At 60.7% G+C, this 22316-nt stretch carries 23 protein-coding genes; 12 read left to right on the top strand and 11 right to left on the bottom strand.

The features are described from left to right. Positions 1-444: 444 nt before the first annotated feature. On the top strand, positions 445-1839 hold the full coding sequence (gene argH / locus AB4N80_RS06300; RefSeq protein ID WP_122567524.1) for an argininosuccinate lyase: 1395 nt from the start codon (positions 445-447) through the stop codon (positions 1837-1839). A gap of 130 nt (positions 1840-1969) precedes the next feature. On the opposite strand, the gene AB4N80_RS06295 is transcribed toward argH, so the two are convergent. Further along, the gene (locus tag AB4N80_RS06295) at positions 1970-2629 is read right to left on the bottom strand and encodes a glutathione S-transferase family protein (RefSeq protein ID WP_122567525.1); all 660 of its coding nucleotides are present in this window, start codon (positions 2627-2629) and stop codon (positions 1970-1972) included. Between the two features lie 124 nt (positions 2630-2753). On the opposite strand from AB4N80_RS06295, the gene AB4N80_RS06290 reads away from it, so the two are divergent. The 3 genes from AB4N80_RS06290 to AB4N80_RS06280 all read left to right on the top strand — a co-directional run bounded on the left by AB4N80_RS06290 (position 2754) and on the right by AB4N80_RS06280 (position 6585). Continuing rightward, positions 2754-3038: a hypothetical protein gene (locus AB4N80_RS06290; RefSeq protein WP_122567526.1), complete on the top strand. Its 285-nt coding sequence runs from the start codon at positions 2754-2756 to the stop codon at positions 3036-3038. A gap of 289 nt (positions 3039-3327) precedes the next feature. Beyond that, positions 3328-3576 (top strand): TIGR02647 family protein, encoded by a 249-nt coding sequence (locus tag AB4N80_RS06285; protein WP_060740096.1) that lies wholly within the window; start codon positions 3328-3330, stop codon positions 3574-3576. A gap of 168 nt (positions 3577-3744) precedes the next feature. Further along, positions 3745-6585, top strand: coding sequence for a class I adenylate cyclase (locus tag AB4N80_RS06280; protein ID WP_460081180.1), 2841 nt, complete (start codon positions 3745-3747; stop codon positions 6583-6585). Between the two features lie 12 nt (positions 6586-6597). Here AB4N80_RS06280 and rnk read toward each other — a convergent pair whose 3' ends face one another. The 3 genes from rnk to cyaY all read right to left on the bottom strand — a co-directional run bounded on the left by rnk (position 6598) and on the right by cyaY (position 7867). Further along, complete coding sequence (gene rnk, locus AB4N80_RS06275; protein ID WP_122567528.1) at positions 6598-7008, bottom strand: nucleoside diphosphate kinase regulator; 411 nt, start codon at positions 7006-7008, stop codon at positions 6598-6600. A gap of 306 nt (positions 7009-7314) precedes the next feature. Next, the gene (locus AB4N80_RS06270) at positions 7315-7530 is read right to left on the bottom strand and encodes a DUF1289 domain-containing protein (protein WP_122567529.1); all 216 of its coding nucleotides are present in this window, start codon (positions 7528-7530) and stop codon (positions 7315-7317) included. A 4-nt stretch (positions 7531-7534) separates the two neighbouring features. Further along, positions 7535-7867 (bottom strand): iron donor protein CyaY, encoded by a 333-nt coding sequence (cyaY, locus tag AB4N80_RS06265; protein WP_122567530.1) that lies wholly within the window; start codon positions 7865-7867, stop codon positions 7535-7537. Positions 7868-8052: 185 nt separating this feature from the next. On the opposite strand from cyaY, the gene lptM reads away from it, so the two are divergent. The 6 genes from lptM to AB4N80_RS06235 are packed head-to-tail and all read left to right on the top strand — an operon-like array spanning position 8053 to position 12654. Further along, a complete protein-coding gene (gene lptM, locus AB4N80_RS06260; protein WP_072406122.1) occupies positions 8053-8223 on the top strand; it encodes an LPS translocon maturation chaperone LptM in 171 nt (56 codons plus the stop codon). Between the two features lie 9 nt (positions 8224-8232). Next, on the top strand, positions 8233-9480 hold the full coding sequence (gene lysA / locus AB4N80_RS06255; RefSeq protein WP_122567531.1) for a diaminopimelate decarboxylase: 1248 nt from the start codon (positions 8233-8235) through the stop codon (positions 9478-9480). A gap of 4 nt (positions 9481-9484) precedes the next feature. Further along, positions 9485-10315 carry a diaminopimelate epimerase gene (gene dapF, locus AB4N80_RS06250; protein ID WP_122567532.1) on the top strand — a complete coding sequence of 277 codons (831 nt, stop codon included), beginning with the start codon at positions 9485-9487 and terminating at the stop codon, positions 10313-10315. 13 nt (positions 10316-10328) lie between these two features. After that, a complete protein-coding gene (locus AB4N80_RS06245; RefSeq protein ID WP_122567533.1) occupies positions 10329-11051 on the top strand; it encodes a DUF484 family protein in 723 nt (240 codons plus the stop codon). 2 nt (positions 11052-11053) lie between these two features. Beyond that, a complete protein-coding gene (gene xerC / locus AB4N80_RS06240; protein WP_122567534.1) occupies positions 11054-11953 on the top strand; it encodes a tyrosine recombinase XerC in 900 nt (299 codons plus the stop codon). Then, positions 11950-12654, top strand: a complete 705-nt coding sequence (locus AB4N80_RS06235) for an HAD family hydrolase (RefSeq protein ID WP_122567535.1) — start codon at positions 11950-11952, stop codon at positions 12652-12654. The genes xerC and AB4N80_RS06235 overlap by 4 nt, the downstream gene beginning before the upstream one ends. Positions 12655-12878: 224 nt before the next feature. Here the strand turns inward: AB4N80_RS06235 and sutA are convergent, their stop codons facing one another. The 4 genes from sutA to glnK all read right to left on the bottom strand — a co-directional run bounded on the left by sutA (position 12879) and on the right by glnK (position 15649). After that, complete coding sequence (sutA, locus tag AB4N80_RS06230) at positions 12879-13202, bottom strand: transcriptional regulator SutA (protein ID WP_072406034.1); 324 nt, start codon at positions 13200-13202, stop codon at positions 12879-12881. A 102-nt stretch (positions 13203-13304) separates the two neighbouring features. Beyond that, on the bottom strand, positions 13305-13730 hold the full coding sequence (locus tag AB4N80_RS06225) for a secondary thiamine-phosphate synthase enzyme YjbQ (RefSeq protein WP_122567822.1): 426 nt from the start codon (positions 13728-13730) through the stop codon (positions 13305-13307). A 212-nt stretch (positions 13731-13942) separates the two neighbouring features. Continuing rightward, positions 13943-15277, bottom strand: a complete 1335-nt coding sequence (locus tag AB4N80_RS06220; protein WP_305468818.1) for an ammonium transporter — start codon at positions 15275-15277, stop codon at positions 13943-13945. A 33-nt stretch (positions 15278-15310) separates the two neighbouring features. After that, positions 15311-15649, bottom strand: coding sequence for a P-II family nitrogen regulator (glnK, locus tag AB4N80_RS06215; RefSeq protein ID WP_002555808.1), 339 nt, complete (start codon positions 15647-15649; stop codon positions 15311-15313). 415 nt (positions 15650-16064) lie between these two features. On the opposite strand from glnK, the gene AB4N80_RS06210 reads away from it, so the two are divergent. Continuing rightward, a complete protein-coding gene (locus AB4N80_RS06210; RefSeq protein WP_122567538.1) occupies positions 16065-16325 on the top strand; it encodes an accessory factor UbiK family protein in 261 nt (86 codons plus the stop codon). A gap of 35 nt (positions 16326-16360) precedes the next feature. On the opposite strand, the gene AB4N80_RS06205 is transcribed toward AB4N80_RS06210, so the two are convergent. Together AB4N80_RS06205 and AB4N80_RS06200 are read right to left on the bottom strand one after the other, a co-directional pair. Further along, complete coding sequence (locus AB4N80_RS06205) at positions 16361-17638, bottom strand: sensor histidine kinase (RefSeq protein WP_122567539.1); 1278 nt, start codon at positions 17636-17638, stop codon at positions 16361-16363. A 244-nt stretch (positions 17639-17882) separates the two neighbouring features. Continuing rightward, entirely contained in the window at positions 17883-19328 is a 1446-nt protein-coding gene (locus AB4N80_RS06200) for a hypothetical protein (RefSeq protein WP_460081166.1), read from the bottom strand. 212 nt (positions 19329-19540) lie between these two features. Here AB4N80_RS06200 and AB4N80_RS06195 point away from each other — a divergent pair, with 212 nt between their 5' ends. After that, positions 19541-21034 carry a YifB family Mg chelatase-like AAA ATPase gene (locus AB4N80_RS06195; RefSeq protein WP_122567541.1) on the top strand — a complete coding sequence of 498 codons (1494 nt, stop codon included), beginning with the start codon at positions 19541-19543 and terminating at the stop codon, positions 21032-21034. Positions 21035-21039: 5 nt separating this feature from the next. On the opposite strand, the gene AB4N80_RS06190 is transcribed toward AB4N80_RS06195, so the two are convergent. Further along, a complete protein-coding gene (locus AB4N80_RS06190; RefSeq protein WP_122567542.1) occupies positions 21040-22254 on the bottom strand; it encodes an aldose 1-epimerase family protein in 1215 nt (404 codons plus the stop codon). Positions 22255-22316 lie beyond the last annotated feature (62 nt).

The following is a 22316-nucleotide window of genomic DNA, read 5'->3' as shown; positions in this document are numbered from 1 at the left end:
GTGAGTCTCGCACAAGGATAGCGTAGACAGGGGAAGTGACATCCGTCACCGCGATCCACGCTAAGACTCGTTCGAGGGCCAAAAAGTGCCGCGAGGCGGTTGTCTATCTTTACCAGCGCTTGCCGACCGATGCCCGAGGCCCGTTGTCGCACGGCGTCGCCGTAGGGATTGTTAACTGTCGATCTGACCAATATGAGCTCCCCCTTCTTCTATTTGTCCGGTGCGCCATGGATGGAAAAAGCAAAAGTCCTACCGTCCACTGTAGACGGTTGCCACGACGATATTGCTCAATCGAAAAATATCGTTGTGCGAAAACCTTCTTGGATCCCAGGCTTGGAGCGAAAAAACCTGCCGACCAGTGCCAGCGCCAGTCCCGGCAACCCTGCTATCATCCGCCGCAGCCTTTAACCGCTACTTTTTCCACAGCCGATCACGAGCGAATTCATGAGCACTGACAAGACCAATCAGTCCTGGGGCGGCCGCTTCAGTGAACCCGTCGACGCCTTCGTCGCCCGCTTCACCGCCTCCGTCAACTTCGACCAGCGCCTGTATCGCCACGACATCATGGGTTCGATCGCCCACGCCACCATGCTGGCCAAGGTCGGCGTGCTGACCGATGCCGAGCGCGACAGCATCATCGACGGCCTGAAGACCATCGAGACGGAAATCGAAGCCGGCCAGTTCGACTGGCGCGTCGACCTTGAAGACGTGCACATGAACATCGAAGCACGCCTGACCGACCGCATCGGCGTGACCGGCAAGAAGCTGCACACCGGCCGTAGCCGTAACGACCAGGTCGCCACCGACATCCGCCTGTGGCTGCGCGATGAAATCGACCTGATCCTGGGCGAAATCACTCGCCTGCAAAAAGGCCTGTTGGAACAAGCCGAGCGCGAGGCCGAGAGCATCATGCCGGGGTTCACGCACCTGCAAACCGCTCAACCTGTAACGTTTGGGCATCACATGCTGGCCTGGTTCGAAATGCTCAGCCGCGACTACGAGCGCCTGGTGGACTGCCGCAAGCGCACCAACCGCATGCCCCTGGGCAGCGCCGCGCTGGCCGGCACCACGTACCCGATCGATCGTGAATACACCGCGCAGTTGCTGGGCTTCGACGCCGTGGGCGGCAATTCGCTGGATAACGTTTCGGACCGCGATTTCGCCATCGAATTCTGCGCCGCCGCGAGCATCGCGATGATGCACCTGTCGCGCTTCTCCGAAGAGCTGGTGCTGTGGACCAGCGCGCAGTTCCAATTCATCGATTTGCCCGACCGCTTCTGCACCGGCAGCTCGATCATGCCGCAAAAGAAAAACCCCGACGTACCGGAGCTGGTGCGCGGCAAGAGTGGCCGGGTGTTCGGCGCACTGATGGGCCTGTTGACCCTGATGAAAGGCCAGCCGCTGGCCTACAACAAGGACAACCAGGAAGACAAGGAACCGCTGTTCGACGCCGCCGATACCTTGCGCGACTCGCTGCGGGCCTTCGCCGACATGATCCCGGCCATCAAGCCCAAGCACGCGGTGATGCGCGAAGCGGCCCTGCGTGGCTTCTCTACCGCCACCGACCTGGCCGACTACTTGGTGCGCCGTGGCCTGCCGTTCCGCGATTGCCATGAGATTGTCGGCCATGCCGTGAAGTACGGCGTGGACACCGGCAAGGACCTGGCGGAAATGAGCCTGGACGAACTGCGCCAGTTCAGCGACCAGATCGAGCAGGACGTGTTTGCGGTGCTGACCCTCGAAGGCTCGGTCAATGCCCGTGACCACATTGGCGGCACGGCGCCGGCGCAGGTCAAGGCGGCCGTGGTGCGTGGCCAGGCGCTGATCGCCAGCCGCTAAAAGCCAAAAGCATCGCGAGCAAGCTCGCTTCCACAGTGGATCTCCAGTGAACACAAATATTGTGAACATGTAGAGATCCCATGTGGAAGCGAGCTTGCTTGCGATAGCGCCCTTCAGAACATCGAAAAACTCACTTCTTGGCGGCAATCATCGCCAAAAACGCCGGCATCTCTGCCTCCCTGTCCGCCGCAATCCGCTGTACGTTCGGGTTTTGCTCCAAGCGCTCCATCAGCGCCTTGGCCGCCGGCATGTCCGCCAGCAAATCGATATCGAAGACCTTCCTGCCCACTTGCAAGGCCAGCGAAAGGCTGTAGTAGAAATACAGGTCGGCAAGGCTCAGGCTATCGCCCGCCACGTAGGGCGAGAATTTGCCGTGCCGGCCAAGCGAGGCGAACCCCAGCAACAATTCGGCCTTGGACTTTTCCTTGATGGCATCGGCAACCGACATGCCAAAAAACGCCTCGCCATAGCAGGCCCGCCCCGGCAGCTCGATGTACAGCTCGATTTCCCGGCACAAGGCCAACACCTGGGCGCGCTCGAACGGGTCGGCCGGCAGCAGGGCCTCACCCGGTTGGGTTTGCTCGATGTATTCGAGGATGACGCTGGTCTCGTTGATAAAACCCTGCTCGGTCTTCAGCACCGGCACCTTGCCACGCGGGCTGATGGCCAGGGCTTCCGGCGTCTGGTTGCCAAAGAACTGCACTTCTTCGAAGGGCACGCCCTTCTCCAGCAGCGCCAGCTTGACCATGTTGTAATAATTACTGACAGAGAAACCATAAAGCTTGAGCATTACAAAGCCTCCAGGCCGTGCGGGGTTGGCAGCCTTGCGTTATAGACCGTCGGGGCATTTCCTGCCAGGCGCATCACGCCGCTGAATGCAGGTAAACTGGCGACCTTTCTTACAGGAGCCTGCCATGAGCGAGCCAACCGATATCGATAGCGACGAAGAAGAATTCGTCGAGGACACGCTGATCGAGGCGATTGAAAACCAGATCGCAAGTGACAACCCCCCAGCGGCCAAGGCCGTTTTCAATAAATTGACCCTGGTGGGTTATGAACGCGAAGAAATTCTCAACCTGATGGCCCATGTGCTGGCGGTGGAAATCGACGCGATCCTGGAAGAGGATCGTGCGTTCAATACCCAGTGGTACGAAGCCGCCTTGCGCAACTTGCCTGAGTTGCCGCCGGAAAAGAACTGATCCGAAAGGCAACGCTGCCCCTGTGGCGAGGGAGCTTGCTCCCGCTGGGCTGCGCCCTGTAGGAGCTGCCGAAGGCCGCGATCTTTTGATCTTGATCTTTCACTTGGGACTCAAGCGCCAGGGGAAAGATCGCAGCCTCGTTGCACTCGACAGCTCCTACACAGCTCCTAAGGGGCCACAAAGAATCGCTTTAAACAAAAAAAGCATGCCACTGACACTGGACAGCTCGGCCGAGTGCGCTCACCTTAGTGACGCTGTCGACCAAATTCCTAGAAAGTCTGGAGTCCTTATGTCGCTTACCCCTGAGCTGGTTGCCGAACTGGAAATCCTTGCACTCTTCAACCTGGACAGTTCCCAGGAAGGCCTGAAAATTCATCAGACCGCTGCCCCTAAAGCGATTGCCGCTGCCCAACGCTTGTACGAGAAAGACCTGATCACCCAGCCCGACGGTGGTTACCTGACCAGCCTGGGACGGGACGCCGCCCAAAATGTCCAAACCGTCCTGACGATACTCAGCGTTCAACAAGAAGCCGCCTGACCCTCCTGCCGCCCACGGAAATCTCCTCTACGGGATTTCCGCAGGCGCACTTACGCCCGGCGTAAAAAACCGCCATCAAAAATCCTGTTTTCAGCTTAAGTATTCCCAAGATCGGGCGCTAACCTGCCATCACCCCACGTTCGACGCCGCGAGCCGGTTTGAGCAGACATGACCCGCAATCACGAAATACGCCCCGATCTGGACGAGGGAATCGACCGCAAGGTGCTGAGCCAGTTGCGCGCACGTTTTCTCAAGCTCAACACCGTACGGATAGAGCGCGCCCTCGAAGGCCTGTCGCCCCGCCAGCAAGGCGTGCTGACGCTGCTGCCGCTGTTTTTTCATGTCAACCATCCGCTGCTGCCTGGCTACGTCTCCGGCAGCACACCTGCCGGGCTGTCGAACTACGAGCCTGACGCCAACGTCCTTGCCGAAGCCCAGCGGCTGACCCGTTCGTTTTCCTACAAGCCGCGGCACGGCAGCAACCCGCCGCGGCCGATCCTTGGCCTGTTCCTGATGGGCAGCCTCGGTACCCTGGCCCAGGCCGACCAGAGCGACATGGACGTGTGGGTGTGCCACGGGCCAGACCTGAGCGACGATGAACTGGCCGAGCTGCGCAAGAAATGCCAGTTGCTGGAGATCTGGGCCGCGACCCAGGGCGCCGAAGCTCACTTTTTCCTGATCGACCCGGAGCGTTTCGTGCGGGGCGAGCGGGACAACCAGCTCAGTTCCGACGATTGCGGCACGACCCAGCACTACCTGCTGCTGGACGAGTTCTACCGCACCGCGATCTGGCTGGCCGGGCGCACACCGATCTGGTGGCTGGTGCCGGTCTATGAAGAAGAAAACTACGAGCAGTACACCCACACACTGATGTCCAAACGCTTCATCCGCGCGGATGAAACCCTGGACCTGGGGCACCTGGCCTACATTCCACCGGGCGAATTCGTCGGCGCTGGGCTCTGGCAGTTGTTCAAGGGCATAGAATCGCCCTACAAGTCCGTGCTCAAGCTGCTGCTGACCGAGGTCTATGCCAGCGAACACCCGAACGTGCGCTGCCTGAGCCTGCGCTTCAAGCAGGCCGTGTTCGCCAATCGCCTGGACCTGGAAGAGCTGGACCCGTACATGGTGGTTTACCGCCGCATCGAGGAATACCTCAATGCCCGTGGCGAACCCGAACGCTTGGAGTTGATCCGCCGCGCGCTGTACCTGAAGGTCAATCGCAAACTCACCGGCCAGGCGCGCAGCAGTGGCTGGCAACGGGTACTGCTAGAGCGACTGGCCCGGGAATGGGGTTGGGACCAGCGTCAACTGGCGTTGCTGGACAGCCGCAGCCAGTGGAAAGTCCGCCAGGTCAGCCACGAACGGCGCGCACTGGTCAACGAACTCACCCACAGCTACCGCTTCCTGACCCAGTTCGCCCGTACCGAGAAAACCGTCAGCCTGATCAACAAGCGCGACCTCAACGTGCTTGGCCGGCGCTTGTACGCCGCCTTCGAGCGCAAGGCCGACAAGGTCGAGTTCATCAACCCCGGCATTGCCCCGGACCTGGCCGAAGACACCCTGACGTTGGTGCAGTCACCCAACAAGAAAGAACCGGGGCAGAACCAGTGGGCGCTGTACAACGGCAGCCTCAACGCCCTGGAATGGGAGAACTTCGCGCCCATCAAGCGTTGCCGCGAATTGCTGGAGCTGTTGACCTGGTGCCACCGCAACGGCGTGATCGACAGCAGCACGCGTCTGGCGCTGCACCCAGGTGACAGCGACCTGAGCGAGTTCGAACTGTTCAACCTGCTGGGCAGTCTGCAACAGTCCATCGCCCTGCCCCTGGCCACGGTGGATGAAGCGCAATTGCTGCGCGCCAGCGTGCCCAGCGAAGTGTTGATTCTGGTGAACGTCGGCGTCGACCCGCTCAAGCACCACCGCGACCTGAACATCCTGATGACCACCGAGCGGACCGACTCCCTGAGCTATGCCGGGGTTCGGGAAAACCTGGTGCTGACCCTCGACCAGGTCACGCTCAACAGTTGGAATGAGGTGCTGGTCAACCGTTTCGACGGCGAACACGCCCTGCTCGATTGCCTGCGCGACTACCTCAACGACCTGCCCGTCACCCAGCGCCAGCCGCGCTTGCAGGTGCGCTGCTTCTGCCACAACCGCGCCCAATTCATTGCGCGGCGCGTCGAAGACGTCATCGAAACGGCGCAGACCCTTCTGTTGAGCAGGCTCAATCACCGTTATCTGCTTCAGGTCCAGCAGCACTATCACGTGCTGGAGTTGGTGCCTGGCCAGGTTAATCACGTGGCCTTGGGCAGCTTGTCGGCGCTGATGGACTACCTGGGCGAGGAACTGACGGCCTACAGCCCCTTGCACCTGGACCCGATGGCCCTGGAAGACCACGACCTGGCGCTGATCCTGCCCATGGGCCAGCCCGAGTGCATCCAGGTGTTCTACCGGACCAACGAGGACGAAGCCGATCTGTACGTGCTCGATGAGTTCAACGCACTGTGGCAACAACGCGTGCCGTATCACGACGAACAAAGCCTGCTGGTGCCGCTGCAGCGCTTCCTGCAATCGGTGCTGTACCGTCGCGACGCGCTGCTGCCGCTGGACGCCGCCCAGCCGCTGACCCTGGAAACCCTGTACTACCAGTTGCTGCCGTCAGGCGGTCGGGCGCGCCGGATCGAAGCGCGACAAGCGCCACAGACCCCGGTCAACAAGCCTTTCTATGACGTGCAGGCGATCATCGGCAAAGCCGCGCACGGGCAAGTGCACGTTACCCTGTACTGCGATCAGCAGGAGTTTTCCGAACTGGAACATGGCGACCAACTGTTCCGCGTGGTCGCCAGGGAGATCGTCGAACAGCGCCGCGAAGCCCAGCGCTATCGCTGCTACATCACCGACCTGGACCTCTCGGGGCTGGTGGGCGACGGGGCTTGCTCAAGCAATTTGTACCTGCGCTACAAGGCCGACCTGGAACGCGCCCTGAACGAGGCGCTGGCCCTGGTCTGAAGTACCCGGCGCTCAGAGGTGGAAATCGCCGCCTGCTTCGGGCTGGTATTCGACGGCCAGCAAGGTCAGCTTCAGCGTCTTGCCACCCGGGGCCGGCCAGTCGATGTGCTGGCCGACCTTCAGGCCCAGCAAGGCACTGCCCACCGGCGCCAGGATCGAGATCCGGCCTTCGTCGGCATTGGCGTCCTGTGGATAAACCAACGTCAGGTGATAGTCCTTGCCGCTGCTTTCTTCGCGGCAGTGCACGCGTGAGTTCATGGTCACGACATCGGCAGGCACTTCTTCGTGGCCCACCACGTTCTCGGCGCGATCCAGTTCGGTTTGCAACGCGATCACGCCCGGCAGCGTTTCATCAAGACTGTCGATCAGGCGCTCCAGACGCTGTACGTCCAGGCGGGTAAGGGTGATGGAAGGTGCGGTCATGATCCAGGCAGACTCCTTTCTTCTGCACAAAAAAAGCAAAACCCCGCCACAAAAAGACGGGGTTTTCACGGGCCTCGATGAGTTGAGGCGTAGCCGGACACTATCACAGCTCAATAAATAAACAAGTCAGGCAGGATTTGCCCTGCCCATGGACGGCACTAAACCCTTGTGGCGAGGGAATTGTGGGAGCAAGGCTTGCCCGCGATGAATACAGCGAGGTCTTTCTGAAACCGAGGCGCTTGTATCGCGAGCAAGCTTTACTCTCACAGGGTTACTAGGCAAGCCTTGCTCCCACACAGTGGGCGATCACACCAGAGATTTGCGTTTAGCCGCCTCGGCACAGATGACCCGCCGACGCTCATCATCGGCCGAGCGCCATTCCCGAATATCTTCCACATGACGGAAACAACCGAGGCAGATCTTCTGCTCATCCAGCTTGCACACGCTGGTGCACGGCGATGGCACGGCGGGGCTGACGTTGCTGTAGAGCGGCTTGGGCGGCCGTGGCGGGGTCTGGCTCACGCCGTCACAGGCCTTCGAACTCGAGTTCCACGCCCGCCTGCTGCTTGACGATGCGCTCGAGCATCTCGCCCAGTTGCTCTTCGCTCTTGTCGCACATCCAGCGCTCGCTTTCCTCGTCGTAGTCGAAATGAAAGCCACCGGATACCGCCGCCAGCCACAACTGCCGCAACGGCTCCTGGCGACTGAAGATCAATTGGCTGCCGTTTTCGAACTTGACGGTCAGCACGCCGGCGGAGCTTTCCAGGTCGATGTCCAGGTCGCTCTCGTCGAACACATCCTCCAGCGTTTGCTGGGTCGCATCGACCAGGTCGTGGAAACGGGCTTCAGTCAAACTCATTGTGGCAACCTCGAAAATGTCTGCTCATGCTCAAGCGCCGCAAGATACGGACGCTTCCCGGCGATTGCAAAGGATATACCCACTGACGACGACCAACGCCGCCGGACGGGCGCCCCGTTGCATAGGCAAGCTGACGGGTGGCCGGTATACTCCGGCGCAATTAACGCATTTTCAAGGATTTCGCCATGAAGCGCCTGATCTCTTCCCTTGCTGCGCTCGTCGCGGTTGCCTGCCTCGTGACAGCCTGTGGTCAAAAAGGTCCGCTGTACCTGCCTGATGACAGCAAGTCCCCTGAAGAACAGGCCAAGTCGTCGCAATCCAAGACACACTCGCACGACACCCACACCACTTACTAAGGGAACGCCATGGACGCTTTTAACTACCGTGGCGGGGAGCTGTTCGCGGAAGGGGTTGCCCTGTCCGCGATCGCCGAACGTTTCGGCACGCCGACCTACGTCTATTCCCGTGCCCACATCGAAGCCCAGTACCGGACGTTCGCCGATGCCCTCGACGGCATGCCGCACCTGGTGTGTTTCGCCGTCAAGGCCAACTCCAACCTGGGCGTGCTCAATGTCCTGGCGCGCCTGGGTGCCGGTTTCGACATCGTCTCCGGTGGCGAGCTCGAGCGTGTGCTGGCCGCTGGCGGTAGCGCCGACAAGATCGTCTTCTCCGGCGTCGGCAAGACCCGTGAAGACATGCGCCGCGCCCTGGAAGTCGGTGTGCATTGCTTCAACATCGAATCCACCGATGAGCTGGAGCGCCTGCAGGTTGTTGCCGCCGAGCTGGGCGTCCGCGCGCCGGTCTCCCTGCGCGTGAACCCGGATGTTGACGCTGGCACCCACCCGTACATTTCCACCGGTCTGAAGGAAAACAAGTTCGGCATCGCCATTGCCGACGCCGAGGACGTGTACGTACGCGCCGCCCAGCTGCCGAACCTGGAAGTACTGGGCGTCGATTGCCACATCGGCTCGCAACTGACCACCCTCGAACCGTTCATCGATGCCCTCGACCGCCTGCTGGCGCTGGTCGATCGCCTCGGCGATTGCGGTATCTACCTGCGCCACATCGACCTGGGTGGCGGTGTCGGCGTGCGCTATCGCGATGAAGAGCCGCCGCTGGTGGCCGACTACATCAAGACGGTGCGCGAGCGCCTCGAAGGCCGTGACCTGGCGCTGATGTTCGAGCCCGGCCGCTACATCGTGGCCAATGCCGGCGTGCTGCTGACCCAGGTCGAATACCTCAAGCACACCGAGCACAAGGATTTCGCCATCGTCGATGCGGCGATGAACGACCTGATCCGCCCGGCGCTGTACCAAGCGTGGATGGACGTCACCGCCGTGCGCCCTCGCGACACCGCAGGCCGCCCCTACGACATCGTCGGGCCGATCTGCGAAACCGGTGACTTCCTGGCCAAGGGTCGGGAGCTGGCGCTGGAAGAAGGCGACTTGCTGGCCGTGCATTCGGCCGGTGCCTACGGGTTTGTCATGAGCTCCAACTACAACACCCGCGGCCGCTGCGCCGAGGTGCTGGTGGACGGTGATCAGGCATTCGAAGTGCGTCGCCGTGAGACGGTAGCCGAGTTGTTTGCCGGCGAAAGCCTGCTGCCGGAGTAAAACCATGCTGCTGCGTTTTACCAAGATGCACGGCCTGGGCAATGACTTCATGGTCCTCGACCTGGTCAGCCAGCACGCGCATATCCTGCCCAAGCATGCCAAGCAATGGGGCGACCGGCACACTGGTATCGGTTTCGACCAGTTGCTGATCGTCGAGGCGCCCAACAACCCGGATGTGGATTTCCGTTATCGGATCTTCAACGCCGACGGTTCGGAAGTGGAGCAATGCGGCAACGGCGCGCGCTGCTTCGCCCGCTTCGTGCTGGACAAGCGCCTGACCGCCAAGCGGCAGATCCGCGTCGAGACCAAGAGCGGCATCATCGAACTGGATGTGCGCAGCGACGGCCAGATCGGCGTCAACATGGGCGCTCCGCGCCTGGTGCCGGCGGACATCCCCTTCCAGGCACCGAGCCAGGCCCTGAGCTATCAGGTGGACGTCGACGGCACCCCGGTGGAGCTGGCGGCGGTTTCCATGGGAAACCCCCACGCCGTGCTGCGAGTGACCGATATCAACAGCGCCCCGGTGCATGAGCTGGGGCCGAAAATCGAACACCATCCGCGCTTTCCGGCGCGGGTGAATGTCGGTTTCCTGCAAGTCATCGACCGCCACCGCGCACAATTGCGCGTCTGGGAACGCGGCGCCGGGGAAACCCAGGCCTGCGGTACCGGCGCCTGTGCCGCTGCCGTCGCTGCGATCAGCCAGGGGTGGATGGATTCGCCATTGTTGATCGACCTGCCCGGCGGGCGCCTATCCATCGAATGGGCAGGCCCTGGCCAACCGGTGATGATGACCGGCCCGGCAGTGCGCGTATACGAAGGACAAGTTCGTCTTTGAGTGAGCCAAACCCATGACCGATCAGCCACAGGTTCCAGCCCCACAGCCCGACGAATCTCCCAGCTTTCCAGAAGCCGCGGCCGTGACCGCTTACCTGGAAGCTCATCCGGACTTCTTCGTCGAGCATGAAGAACTTCTTGCGACGATGCGCATCCCTCACCGGCGCGGCGATACCGTGTCGCTGGTGGAGCACCAGATGAAAATCCTGCGCGAGCGCAACATCGAAATGCGCCATCGGCTTTCACACCTGATGGACGTGGCCCGGGACAACGACCGACTCTTCGACAAGACCCGTCGGCTCATCCTGGCCCTGATGGACGCCAGCACCCTTGAAGACCTGGTCATGAGCGTCGAAGACAGCCTGCGCCAGGATTTCCAGGTGCCCTTTGTCAGCCTGATCCTGTTCGGCGACAACGCCATGCCGGTGGGCCGCTGGGTGACCCACGCCGAAGCGCAAACGGCCATCGGCGGCCTGCTCACGGAAAACAAAAGCGTCAGCGGCAGCCTGCGCGAACATGAACTGGACTTCCTGTTTGGCGAAGAACAGCGCAAGCAGATCGGCTCCACCGCCGTCGTCGCCATCGCCCACCAGGGCGTGCACGGCGTGCTGGCCATCGCCAGCCGCGATCCGCAGCACTACAAGAGTTCGGTGGGCACGCTGTTTTTGAGCTACATCGCCGAAGTCACCGGCCGGGTGCTGCCACGGGTTGCCGGTTCGCTGCGCTCGGTACGCTGACGATGGAACGGCAACTGGACGCCTACTGTGAACACCTGCGCAGTGAGCGTCAGGTGTCGCCCCACACGTTGTTGGCCTATCGCCGTGACCTGGAAAAAGTCCTGGGCTGGTGCCAGAAGCAGAACATCGGCAGCTGGTCGGCCCTGGACATCCAGCGCTTGCGCAGCCTGATCGCCCGCCTGCATCAGCAGGGGCAGTCCTCCCGCAGCCTGGCCCGCCTGTTGTCGGCGGTACGCGGCCTGTATCACTACCTCAATCGTGAAGGCCTGTGCGATCACGATCCGGCCACCGGCCTGGCGCCGCCCAAGGGCGAACGCCGGCTGCCGAAGACCCTCGACACCGACCGCGCCCTGCAATTGCTTGAAGGCGCCGTCGAGGATGACTTCCTGGCCCGGCGCGACCAGGCGATTCTCGAGCTGTTCTATTCTTCGGGCCTGCGGCTTTCAGAGCTGACGGGGCTTAACCTGGAGCAACTGGACCTGGCCGACGGTATGGTCCAGGTGCTCGGCAAGGGCAGCAAGACCCGCCTGCTGCCCGTCGGTCGCAAGGCCCGTGAAGCCCTGGAGCTATGGCTGCCCCTGCGAGCCCTGGCCAACCCCGCCGACGACGCGGTATTTGTCAGCCAACGCGGTCGGCGCCTCGGCCCGCGGGCGATTCAATTGCGGGTCAAGGCCGCCGGCGAACGCGAGCTGGGGCAGAACCTGCACCCGCACATGCTCAGGCACTCCTTCGCCAGCCATCTGCTGGAATCCTCCCAGGACCTGCGCGCCGTTCAAGAACTGCTGGGGCACTCGGACATCAAGACCACACAGATCTACACCCACCTGGACTTCCAGCACCTGGCGACGGTCTATGACAGTGCCCACCCCAGGGCCAAACGCATCAAGGGCGACGAATCATGACCATCGAGCTCATCACTTTCGACCTGGACGACACCCTGTGGGACACCGCCCCGGTAATCGCCAGCGCCGAAGCCATACTCCGCCAATGGCTGACCGAAAACGCACCGAACCTGGGCGGCCTGCCGGTGGAGCATCTTTTTTCGATTCGCGAGCAGGTGTTGCGCGAAGAACCCAACCTCAAGCATCGCATCAGTGCGTTGCGCCGACGGGTGCTGTTCCGTGCCTTGCAGGAAGCCGGCTACGACCAGTGGCAAGCCTCCGAACTGGCGGACCAGGCCTTCGAGACATTCCTGCACGCCCGCCACCAACTGGAGATTTTTCCCGAGGTGCAGCCCACCCTGGAAATCCTGGCCAATCATTTCGCCCTCGGCGTGGTCACCAATGGCAACGCCGACGTGCGACGCCTGGGGTTGGCGGACTACTTCAAGTTCGCCTTGTGCGCCGAAGACATCGGCATCGCCAAGCCTGACGCCCGGCTGTTCCACGAAGCCCTGCAACGCGGCGGCGCCACGGCACAGACCGCCGTGCACATTGGCGACCACCCGGGCGACGACATCGCCGGTGCCCAACAGGCCGGCCTGCGCGCGGTGTGGTTCAACCCGGCAGGCAAACCCTGGAATGCCGACCACGCGCCGGACGCGGAAATCCGCAGCCTGACCGAACTGCCGGGGTTGTTGGCAGGATGGCATCGCCAACCCTGAACCCTGTGGGAACGGTGTACCGCGGCGCTATGCCAGGCACAAATCCTGTGGGAGCGGGCTTGCTCGCGAAGGCGGTTTCATACTCGATAAATGAGCGGACTGATACACCGCTTTCGCGAGCAAGCCCGCTCCCACAGGGACTACGCCTGGCCTGGGAATGGAATCGCACCCATGAAAAAGCCCGCAGCGACGGCGGGCTTTTTCAGCAAGCAACAAGCAAATACTCAGATCGGGCGGCTGCCGTACTTGTTGTCAGGCTTCTTGGGCGGATCAGCGACCACGTTGGCTTCCACTTCCTGCACCTTACCGCCCCTGGCCAGGAATTCCTCCATGGCCTTGGCGAGCGCATCACGCTCCTTGTTCTTGGCCTCTACGCTCGGCAACTCGTCGACCGACACGGCTGCCTTGGCCTTGCCTTTGGCGGTAGGTGCCGGGACATCGGCGCCATCGTCTTCGGCAACGTCTTCAGCCGCCACTTCAAGGCCTTCTTCGGTCTCGTCTTCGTCGCCTACTTCGAGGTCGTCGTTTTCCAGATCATCGTCGCTCATGTTCTACCTCATGACTTGCGAAAAGCAGATTAGTTATAGCCCAGCTTCGCCATCTGTTCGAAGGCTGCCAGAAAAAATTCAACATCCGCCGGCAATCAGCGGTTATGCCCCTTCACCGTACAAGGTGGCGAGGACTTTACGAGCACCGCCGTGATCACGGTGCTCGCCCAGATAAACACCTTGCCAGGTTCCCAATGCCAGCCGTCCCGCCGTCACCGGCAGGCTGAGCTGGCAACCGAGCACACTGGCCTTGAAGTGCGCCGGGAGGTCGTCCAGGCCTTCGTCGTTGTGCTCATAGTCGGCGGTTCCTTGTGGGATCAGCCGATTGAAAAATCGTTCGAAGTCTCGACGCACCGCCGGATCGGCGTTCTCGTTGATGGTCAACGAGGCCGAGGTATGCTGCAGCCACAGATGCAACAGACCGACACGACAGGCCTGGAGTTCAGGCAGGCCGGCCAGCAACTCGTCCGTCACCAGATGAAAGCCCCGGGGCTTTGCCCGCAGGGTTATCAGCGTCTGTTGCCACATACAGATCTCCGCACGTTCGGCGCGCATTCTAGCGCGCTCTGGGAAAAAACAAAGGCCCTAATATTCTTGCTTCGGTGTAAGCCTTTGGCGGTATAAAAACCTATGTCGCATCCACAACAAAAGGCGTCGGAAAAACCGCGGTACCTTGTGAGCAATGACAAATTCCAGACAAAAAAATGCCCGGCGAACCGGGCATTTTTTATGGCGCGTACTTACAGGTTGTAGCCACGCTCGTTGTGCTGGGCCAGGTCCAGGCCCACAGCCTCTTCTTCCTCAGTGACACGCAGACCCATGACGGCGTCCAGGACCTTGAGGATGATGAAGGTGACGATCCCGGTGTAGACCACCGTGAAACCCACGCCTTTGAATTGAATCCACACTTGCGCGCCGATATCGGTCACGGTGCCGAAGCCACCCAGGGCGGGCGCTGCGAACACACCGGTCAGGATCGCGCCGAGGATACCGCCGATGCCGTGCACGCCGAAGGCGTCCAGGGAATCGTCATAACCGAGCTTGCGCTTGAGGCTGGTGGCGCAGAAGAAGCACACCACGCCCGCCGCCAGGCCGATGACCAGGGCGCCCATCGGGCCCACGGTGCCGGCAGCCGGGGTGATTGCAACCAGGCCGGCCACCACGCCCGAAGCAATGCCCAGCGCGCTTGGCTTGCCGTGGGTGATCCACTCGGCAAACATCCAGCCCAGCGCCGCCGCAGCGGTCGCGATCTGGGTCACCAGCATCGCCATGCCGGCAGTGCCATTGGCAGCGACAGCGGAACCGGCGTTGAAACCGAACCAGCCGACCCACAGCATGGCCGCACCCATCAGGGTGTAACCCAGGTTATGCGGCGCCATTGGCGTGGTCGGGAAGCCTTTGCGCTTGCCCAGTACCAGGCACGCCACCAGGCCGGCGATACCGGCGTTGATGTGCACCACGGTGCCGCCGGCGAAGTCCAGCACGCCCCAGTCCCACATCAGGCCGCCGTTGCCGGACCAGACCATGTGCGCAATCGGTGCATACACCAGGGTGAACCACACGCCCATGAAGATCAGCATGGCGGAGAACTTCATCCGCTCGGCAAATGCACCGACGATCAGGGCCGGGGTGATGATGGCGAACGTCATCTGGAAGGTGATGAACACCGCTTCAGGGAACAGCGCCGCCGGGCCGGTCAGGCTGGCTGGCGTCACACCCGCCAGGAACGCTTTGCCGAAACCGCCAACGAAGGAATTGAAGTTGACGACACCCTGCTCCATGCCGGTGGTGTCGAACGCGATGCTGTAGCCATATATGACCCACAGAACGCTGATCAGACCGGTAATGGCAAAGCACTGCATCATCACGGAAAGAAGGTTTTTCGAGCGGACCATGCCACCGTAGAACAGTGCCAGGCCGGGAATGGTCATGAACAGTACAAGAATCGTGGCCGTGAGCATCCAGGCGGTGTCGCCGGAGTTCAGGACAGGGGCTGCCGCTTCTTCTGCCATGGCCAGGCCAGGCATTGCGAAGGACAACAGGGCTCCTAGCCCTGCGAATTTACGCAGAGTCATATTGTTTTCTCCTGGGGCGTTGGGTTTGGCGGCTTAGATAGCGTCGGTATCGGTTTCGCCGGTACGGATGCGGATAGCCTGTTCCAGATTGACCACAAAGATCTTCCCGTCACCGATCTTGCCGGTGTTGGCGGCCTTGGTGATTGCCTCGATCACCCGGTCAAGGTCCTTGTCGTCAATAGCGACATCGATCTTCACCTTGGGCAGGAAATCGACCACGTATTCCGCGCCGCGATACAGCTCGGTGTGACCCTTCTGCCGACCGAAGCCTTTGACCTCAGTAACGGTAATGCCCTGCACGCCGATCTCGGACAACGACTCGCGCACGTCGTCCAACTTGAACGGCTTGATGATGGCAGTGACTAGCTTCATGAAACTTTCTCCCGAATTGGTGGACTTGCCCCAGGAAAACAAACCCGACTCAAGTCTAAGCGCAGTGCCTGGCTTTGTAACGCGTCGTCGGCCCAAGTTGCCCGACAGGTGCCAGTTAACCGATCCTGACGAAACTCCCCGTTCCGCCTGCTGCACTGCATTCGTCACAGCGACTGCATCAGTGCATGGGTCATCAGCCTCTAAGCAGAAACCTTGCCATCTGCACCCAAACCCTCTGATTTCAGCCCCTTGGGCACCTGTTCGACGTGTACCGCACCACGAACCGCAGCGATACGCACAACAACAGTGCAGCGCCGCCCGACCCCATGCGCGAAAAGCGTGCATCCCTGGCTCGCCAATTGACTATAGACACTGCGTGGTACACTGCCCGCCATCGTTTCCAGGACACCTGCACATGCTTGCGCCCAAAGACCTTCTCGACGCCCTGAGCGGCCACGCCTCCCGTATTTTGAGTGGCGACACGTCGCTGCCCAAAAGCGAAATCGAAAGCCAGTTCAAGGCCTTGCTGCAAAGCGGCTTCAGCAAGCTGGACTTGGTCAGCCGGGAGGAATTCGACAGCCAGATGGTCGTGCTGGCCCGGACCCGGGCACGGCTCGAAAGCCTGGAGGCCAAGGTCGCCGAGCTGGAAGCACGATTGGCTCCGGTACAGGATTAACCCCCCGGCTCACGTTACAGGCTCTGACAGGTCACTCAAGCATTCGCCGCCCGCTGAGCCTGGTCCGGTGTGAGCGCCAGCGGCAGCTCCAGGCTAAACAGCGCGCCGCGGCCCGGTCCGGCGCTCTGCACGGTCAGGTCGCCGCCCATCTCGTGCGCCGCCAGAATGCAGCTATGCAAACCAAAGCCGTGGCCGCCGACACGCGTGGTGAAGCCGTGCTCGAACACCCGCGCAAGATTGTCCTGGGAAATCCCCTCGCCATTGTCCTCGACCTCGACCCGCACACGCTCATCGTCAACGAGCTCCAGGCGCAGGATGATCTGCGGCGGACGGTTCACGCCTGCGTCCAGCGCCTGCTTGGCGTTGTTGATCAGATTGACCAGGATCTGCAGCACTCGGTGCTTATCCAGTGGCATTTGCGGGATATCGCTGAATTCCTTGATCAGGGTGATGTGGTGGCGGGCCAGAGACACATCGCAAATGCGCACGACATCCTCAAGCAGCTCTCGCAACGAGCCCGGCTCCAGGACGCTGGCATTGCCGGCATAGGATTGCTGGGTGGCGACGATTTCCTTGATGTGGTCGATCCGGCGGGTCAACTGCGCCAATTCGGCGATCATGACCTGCTGCTCGATTGCCAGCGCGTCGGCCAGCTTGTCGAGATAGTCCGGTAGCGCGCGCCCTTTCGGGTCGCTGCTGATGAAGTCGCCGAGGTCATCGGGATGTTCCTTCATCAACTGGACGACCTTCGCCACCCCCGGTCCCTTGGAGGTGTGCACCTTCTCGTAGAGGACTTGGGCTGACACGTTGACGCTATTGAGCACATTGCCCACGTTGTGCAATACATTGGTGGCGATCTCCGCCATGCCGGCCCGGCGCGCAGTAGTCACCAGCTCGGCCTGCGCCTCGCGCAACTCGTCGTTGACCTTGGCCAATTGCCGCGGGCTGGGAATCTTCAGGGCCGCCGGCACCAGCCGGACCAGCAGGATGGCGGTAATCACCGAGGCAATCGCGGTGATCACCTTGACCAATGCCGACAACCAGTAATAAGGCTGCCAAATGGTCAGGATTTCCATCACGTGGCTGGTCCCGCAGGCCAGGATAAACACGCCGAAGGCCGCCAGCATCCAATCGAACGGCACATCCTTGCGCTTGTGGATAAAGTACAGAAGGGTGAAGGGGATGGTGACGTAGGACAGGGTGATCAAGCCATCGGCGATCACATTGGTCCACAGCAGATCCGGACGCCACATATAGCAATGTCCGTGGGGCATGAAGCGCTTGTCGGTTAACAAAGCCAGCAGATCGTTCATGGCCACTTCCTCCCTGTGCCGTTGATACCGCCAAGTGCCGACTGGGCAAAATCGAGTCTAGCAGAGGGCCGGTCCCGGACAATTTGCCCGCCGACGGAGCTTTTTGTAGAGCCCCCGTGATAGTGAAGAAAGCGGAAAGGTCCACAACCTGAAGACACTGTCAGCAGAATGCCAAGGGAGTTGCACAGGGTAAGCGCGGAATGCCTTAACGCTCCGCGCTCTTCACATTGGCTACCGTGAACCTTTATGGCCTGTCCAGTTTCACCGCAGACTCAGCCATCCAGTAGCTCTCCCGCCAGAACTTGTAGTCTGCAAACTCTCCATGTTTTTGTGGCCACTTACCGTGATTATCGATGGGGAAGCGAGTTAAGTGCACCCTATTGCGCAGCGGTCTGTAACATGCCACGTCATCAACAACCTGGGCATTCGGGAAAACATCTTCAGCCAACCGCGTCATATTCCACCAAGACCCAGCCGTTCGATCCTTGAATGAATTGACTTCGCCAAACGTATAGTCAATCCAGTTCAAGAGACTCCCGCGCGGCATGAAGTCATGAAAGAAATTTTCACCAATTTCTCTGTATGGGTCCAAGCTCAAATTCCAGAAGTCCACTTCAGGCCTTGTTACCAACCAAGGCACAACAACGTTCTCGACTTCTTTTACCCGCGCTGCAGCGCCCATAAACACCAGGTTATTCACGTTAATATCCGGATGCCTGGCAAGGATATTAACCGCGACGATCGCCCCCATACTATGCCCAACAATATTTATCTCACTCCCATCAACGGGATATGGGGAACCCTGTTGATCGCCCTTTTTTTCCAAACGATGGAGCAGTGCGGTAACGGCTGTATCAGCGTAGCGAACCGGCCCCTTGAACTCTTTATCTGGCTCGGTGATTAAATCGCCTTCAAACGCGATATTTTTAGTCAGCACCAAGTCAGTACGACGCAGCATTCCATCCCATGCCCCGGTTCCAAAGCCGTCGACCAAGGGGGCCATCCCCAACTTGACTGGATTCCACACGGTATAGTAATCACTGCCGACACCGACATGGGGCGGCGAATTACTTACTTGAAATCCCATATCGTCCAGTTTATCAACTCTTCTCTGGTAGTCTGCTTCATCAACGCTATTGACGCTTTTGGACACCGCGACCGGGTCTGAAATTTCCTTGTACATCGATGATGGAACCCTGACCAAGGACCGCCCTAAATCCTCGATCAACACAACGGGAGAGGTCATCGCACCCAGCACCGGTCTATTAAGCCCTTTTCGAATTCTAAATAGATGGTCAGCATAGTTAGGCCAGAAATCGGAATTCCAAGCAATAAAGATAGGGTATTGATGATCAGCGAGCATGTCATCGACCATTCTTCCAGGACGATCAACCGCTGTAGAAAAATTATTCAAGCCGCCGTGTATGAACAAGGTAATTCTTAATTTTTTATCCTTGTTTCGGAGCGCTATATAATTCTGAAAAATCCTCTCGAGATACATCTTCTCATCGGCTTTTGTTTTCTTCAGATCGCCTCGTTCACCGATGATTGTTTTTTGGTTTGGATCAATGAGGTTTCCATCCCCATCAATGTAAAGCATGTGCAATTTGGCATTCTGGTAATCCGTCCCTTTATGACCTGCACACCCCACCAACACAATAATTGCTATCAGCCAAGTCAAGAGCTTCATGCGACCCCCTCCCTTTAAGTAACTAGGAGTGTAGAAGAGAACTGGGACCTTAATGGCGTCATGCCACCCACCCTCTATAGCCACTCAGGCTGCTCAGCGCTCCGCAACATCCTGCCAAAATTTCCCCATTCAATTGCCATGCCCAAACTCATCCCACGACTAACCTTCAAAAGCCGCAGGACGCGGCCCCCCATTCACTCAAGGAACGATTCATGTCGCTCGCCATTGTCCATAGCCGCGCCCAAGTGGGGGTCGAGGCTCCTGCCGTTACCGTTGAAGTTCACCTGGCCAATGGCTTGCCGTCGCTGACGATGGTTGGCCTGCCGGAAGCGGCGGTGAAGGAAAGCAAGGATCGGGTGCGCAGCGCGATCATCAATTCGGGGCTGAATTTTCCGGCGCGGCGCATCACCCTGAACCTGGCGCCGGCGGACCTGCCCAAGGACGGCGGGCGCTTCGACCTGGCCATCGCCTTGGGGATCCTATCGGCCAGCGTGCAGGTGCCGACCCTGACGCTGGACGACGTGGAATGCCTCGGTGAACTGGCCTTGTCCGGCGCGGTGCGACCGGTGCGCGGGGTATTGCCTGCGGCGCTGGCGGCGCGCCAGGCCGGGCGCACGCTGGTGGTGCCACGGGCCAATGCCGAGGAAGCCTGCCTGGCCTCGGGGTTGAAGGTGATCGCCGTGGATCATCTGCTCGAAGCGGTAGCGCACTTCAACGGTCACACGCCGGTCGAGCCGTTCGTTTCCAATGGACTGCTCTCGGCCAGCAAGCCTTACCCGGACCTGAATGAAGTACAAGGCCAGGCCGGGGCCAAGCGGGCCTTGCTGATTGCCGCTGCGGGGGCTCACAACCTGTTGTTCAGCGGGCCACCCGGCACCGGCAAGACCCTGCTGGCGAGCCGCTTGCCAGGGCTGTTGCCGCCGCTGGCCGAGAGCGAAGCCCTGGAGGTCGCGGCCATCCAGTCGGTGGCCAGTTGCGTGCCGTTGAGCCATTGGCCGCAACGCCCGTTTCGCCAGCCACACCACTCGGCTTCCGGCCCGGCGCTGGTGGGTGGCGGGTCAAAGCCGCAGCCAGGGGAGATCACCCTCGCCCACCATGGCGTGCTGTTTCTGGATGAGCTGCCGGAATTCGACCGCAAGGTGCTGGAGGTCTTGAGAGAACCGCTGGAGTCCGGGCACATCGTGGTATCCCGCGCCCGGGATCGAGTCCGCTTCCCTGCCCGTTTCCAGTTGGTGGCGGCGATGAATCCCTGCCCCTGTGGCTATCTTGGCGAGCCCAGCGGCCGCTGCGCCTGTACACCGGACATGGTGCAGCGCTACCGCAACAAACTCTCCGGCCCGCTGCTGGACCGCATCGACCTGCACCTGACCGTCGCCCGGGAGGCCACGGCGTTGAACCCCAAGCGCGACCCCGGAGACGATACGGCCACGGTCGCGGAACGCGTAGCCGAAGCCCGGGAACGCCAGCACAAGCGCCAGGGCTGCGCTAACGCCTTCCTCGACCTGCCCGGCTTGCGCCGACACTGCAAGTTATCCACAACCGATGAAACCTGGCTGGAAACCGCCTGCGAGCGGCTGACCCTGTCGCTACGTGCCGCTCACCGCTTGCTCAAGGTCGCCCGGACACTGGCGGACCTGGAGCAAGCGGGGAGCATTCGCCGCGAGCACCTGGCCGAAGCGTTGCAGTATCGGCCGGCTACGGCGTGACCGCTTTACGGTTTGCTCAGGTCTACCAATGGTGTTTGCCGTACCTCGGTTTTTTGACCGTTCTGGATCGCATCGATGCGCTTGAGCGCCTTATCCACAGCGCCCTTGTCCGCCAACAGGCTGTAATGGATCTGGAATTGCTTGTGCTCCTTCGGCCCGATCGTGGGCACCAGGCCCAGGGGGCGCTGATAGCGGCGGTTATAGGAAAAACTGGTGCCTGGCTCCAACCCGGTCACGTAGCCCTGGCCTTGGGTATCGGTGTTTTTCCACAGGGAGAATACGGGCAGCGTGCTGGTGTTGAAGCCTACCGATACCCCGAGGCTGCCGGCCTTGTTGTGCAGCACGGTGAGAGTGTCGCCCTTGGCGTCGGCGTAGGGCACGACGTTGTAGACGGTTTCGTCGTAATCCTTGGTCGGGGCCCGGTAGGTTTGCCAATCGGGCAAGTCGCCCTTGGCCTTGTCGTTGAACGGCGAGACCTGCTTGACCGGGGCCGCGAAACGAGCGCCTTGCTCCAGGAAAGGCGTGCTGAAATTGCTGTGGTAGAGCGCTTGGTATTCCTTCGGGTAATCGCCGTTGTTGGTCAGCGTGTCGTTGAGCGCGAACGTCACGCTGCCGGGCTCGGTGACCAGTTCGGTTTGCACCGAGAAATCGACCTTCTTGAACGCCTGCTCCTTCAACTCGCCTCGCAGGGTGATGGCGTAGGGTGGTTTTTCATCGATGTGCAAGGTGACTTTGTTGGCGGGGATATTGGCGGCGCGACCATGCAGGGTCAGCAGCTCGCCGTTGTCCATGCCGGGATGGCCGACCCATTCGTAGCCGCAGCGGGTAACCAGCTCGTTGAAGCCTTCGAGCCAGCCCAACCCGCCTCGGCCGTTGAGCTCGATGAACGCCGGGTTGACCACTTCCTTGACGGGCGAATCCCAACCCATGCGCACATCACCGACTGACGCCTGCAGCACGTTCATGCCACGGGTCGGGACGACTGAAAGCTTCAGGGTGCCGTTGTCGATGTCGACCACGCTGACGCCTTCCTGCCGGCCGCCGTGCAGGGTGCGCATCGTCACGGAAAAGGGCTTGTCGGTCTTCACGCCGAGTTGCTGGCTGGTGATTTGCCAGGGTTGGGCGGCTTTATCGGTATCCAGCAGGACGTAATCCCAAGCCATCGCCTGGGAAGCAGCGCCCAGGGCGCCAAGGGTAACGAGGAGTTTGAGCGGAGTCATGGACGCGACCTTTTATTGGAGTTGTGCGGTTTTTATAGTCTTGAAGAAACGTTTCAGCAAGC

It is taken from the genome of Pseudomonas sp. H3_A02 (assembly GCF_054671965.1).
This window is presented reverse-complemented; position numbering and strand designations above follow the sequence as displayed.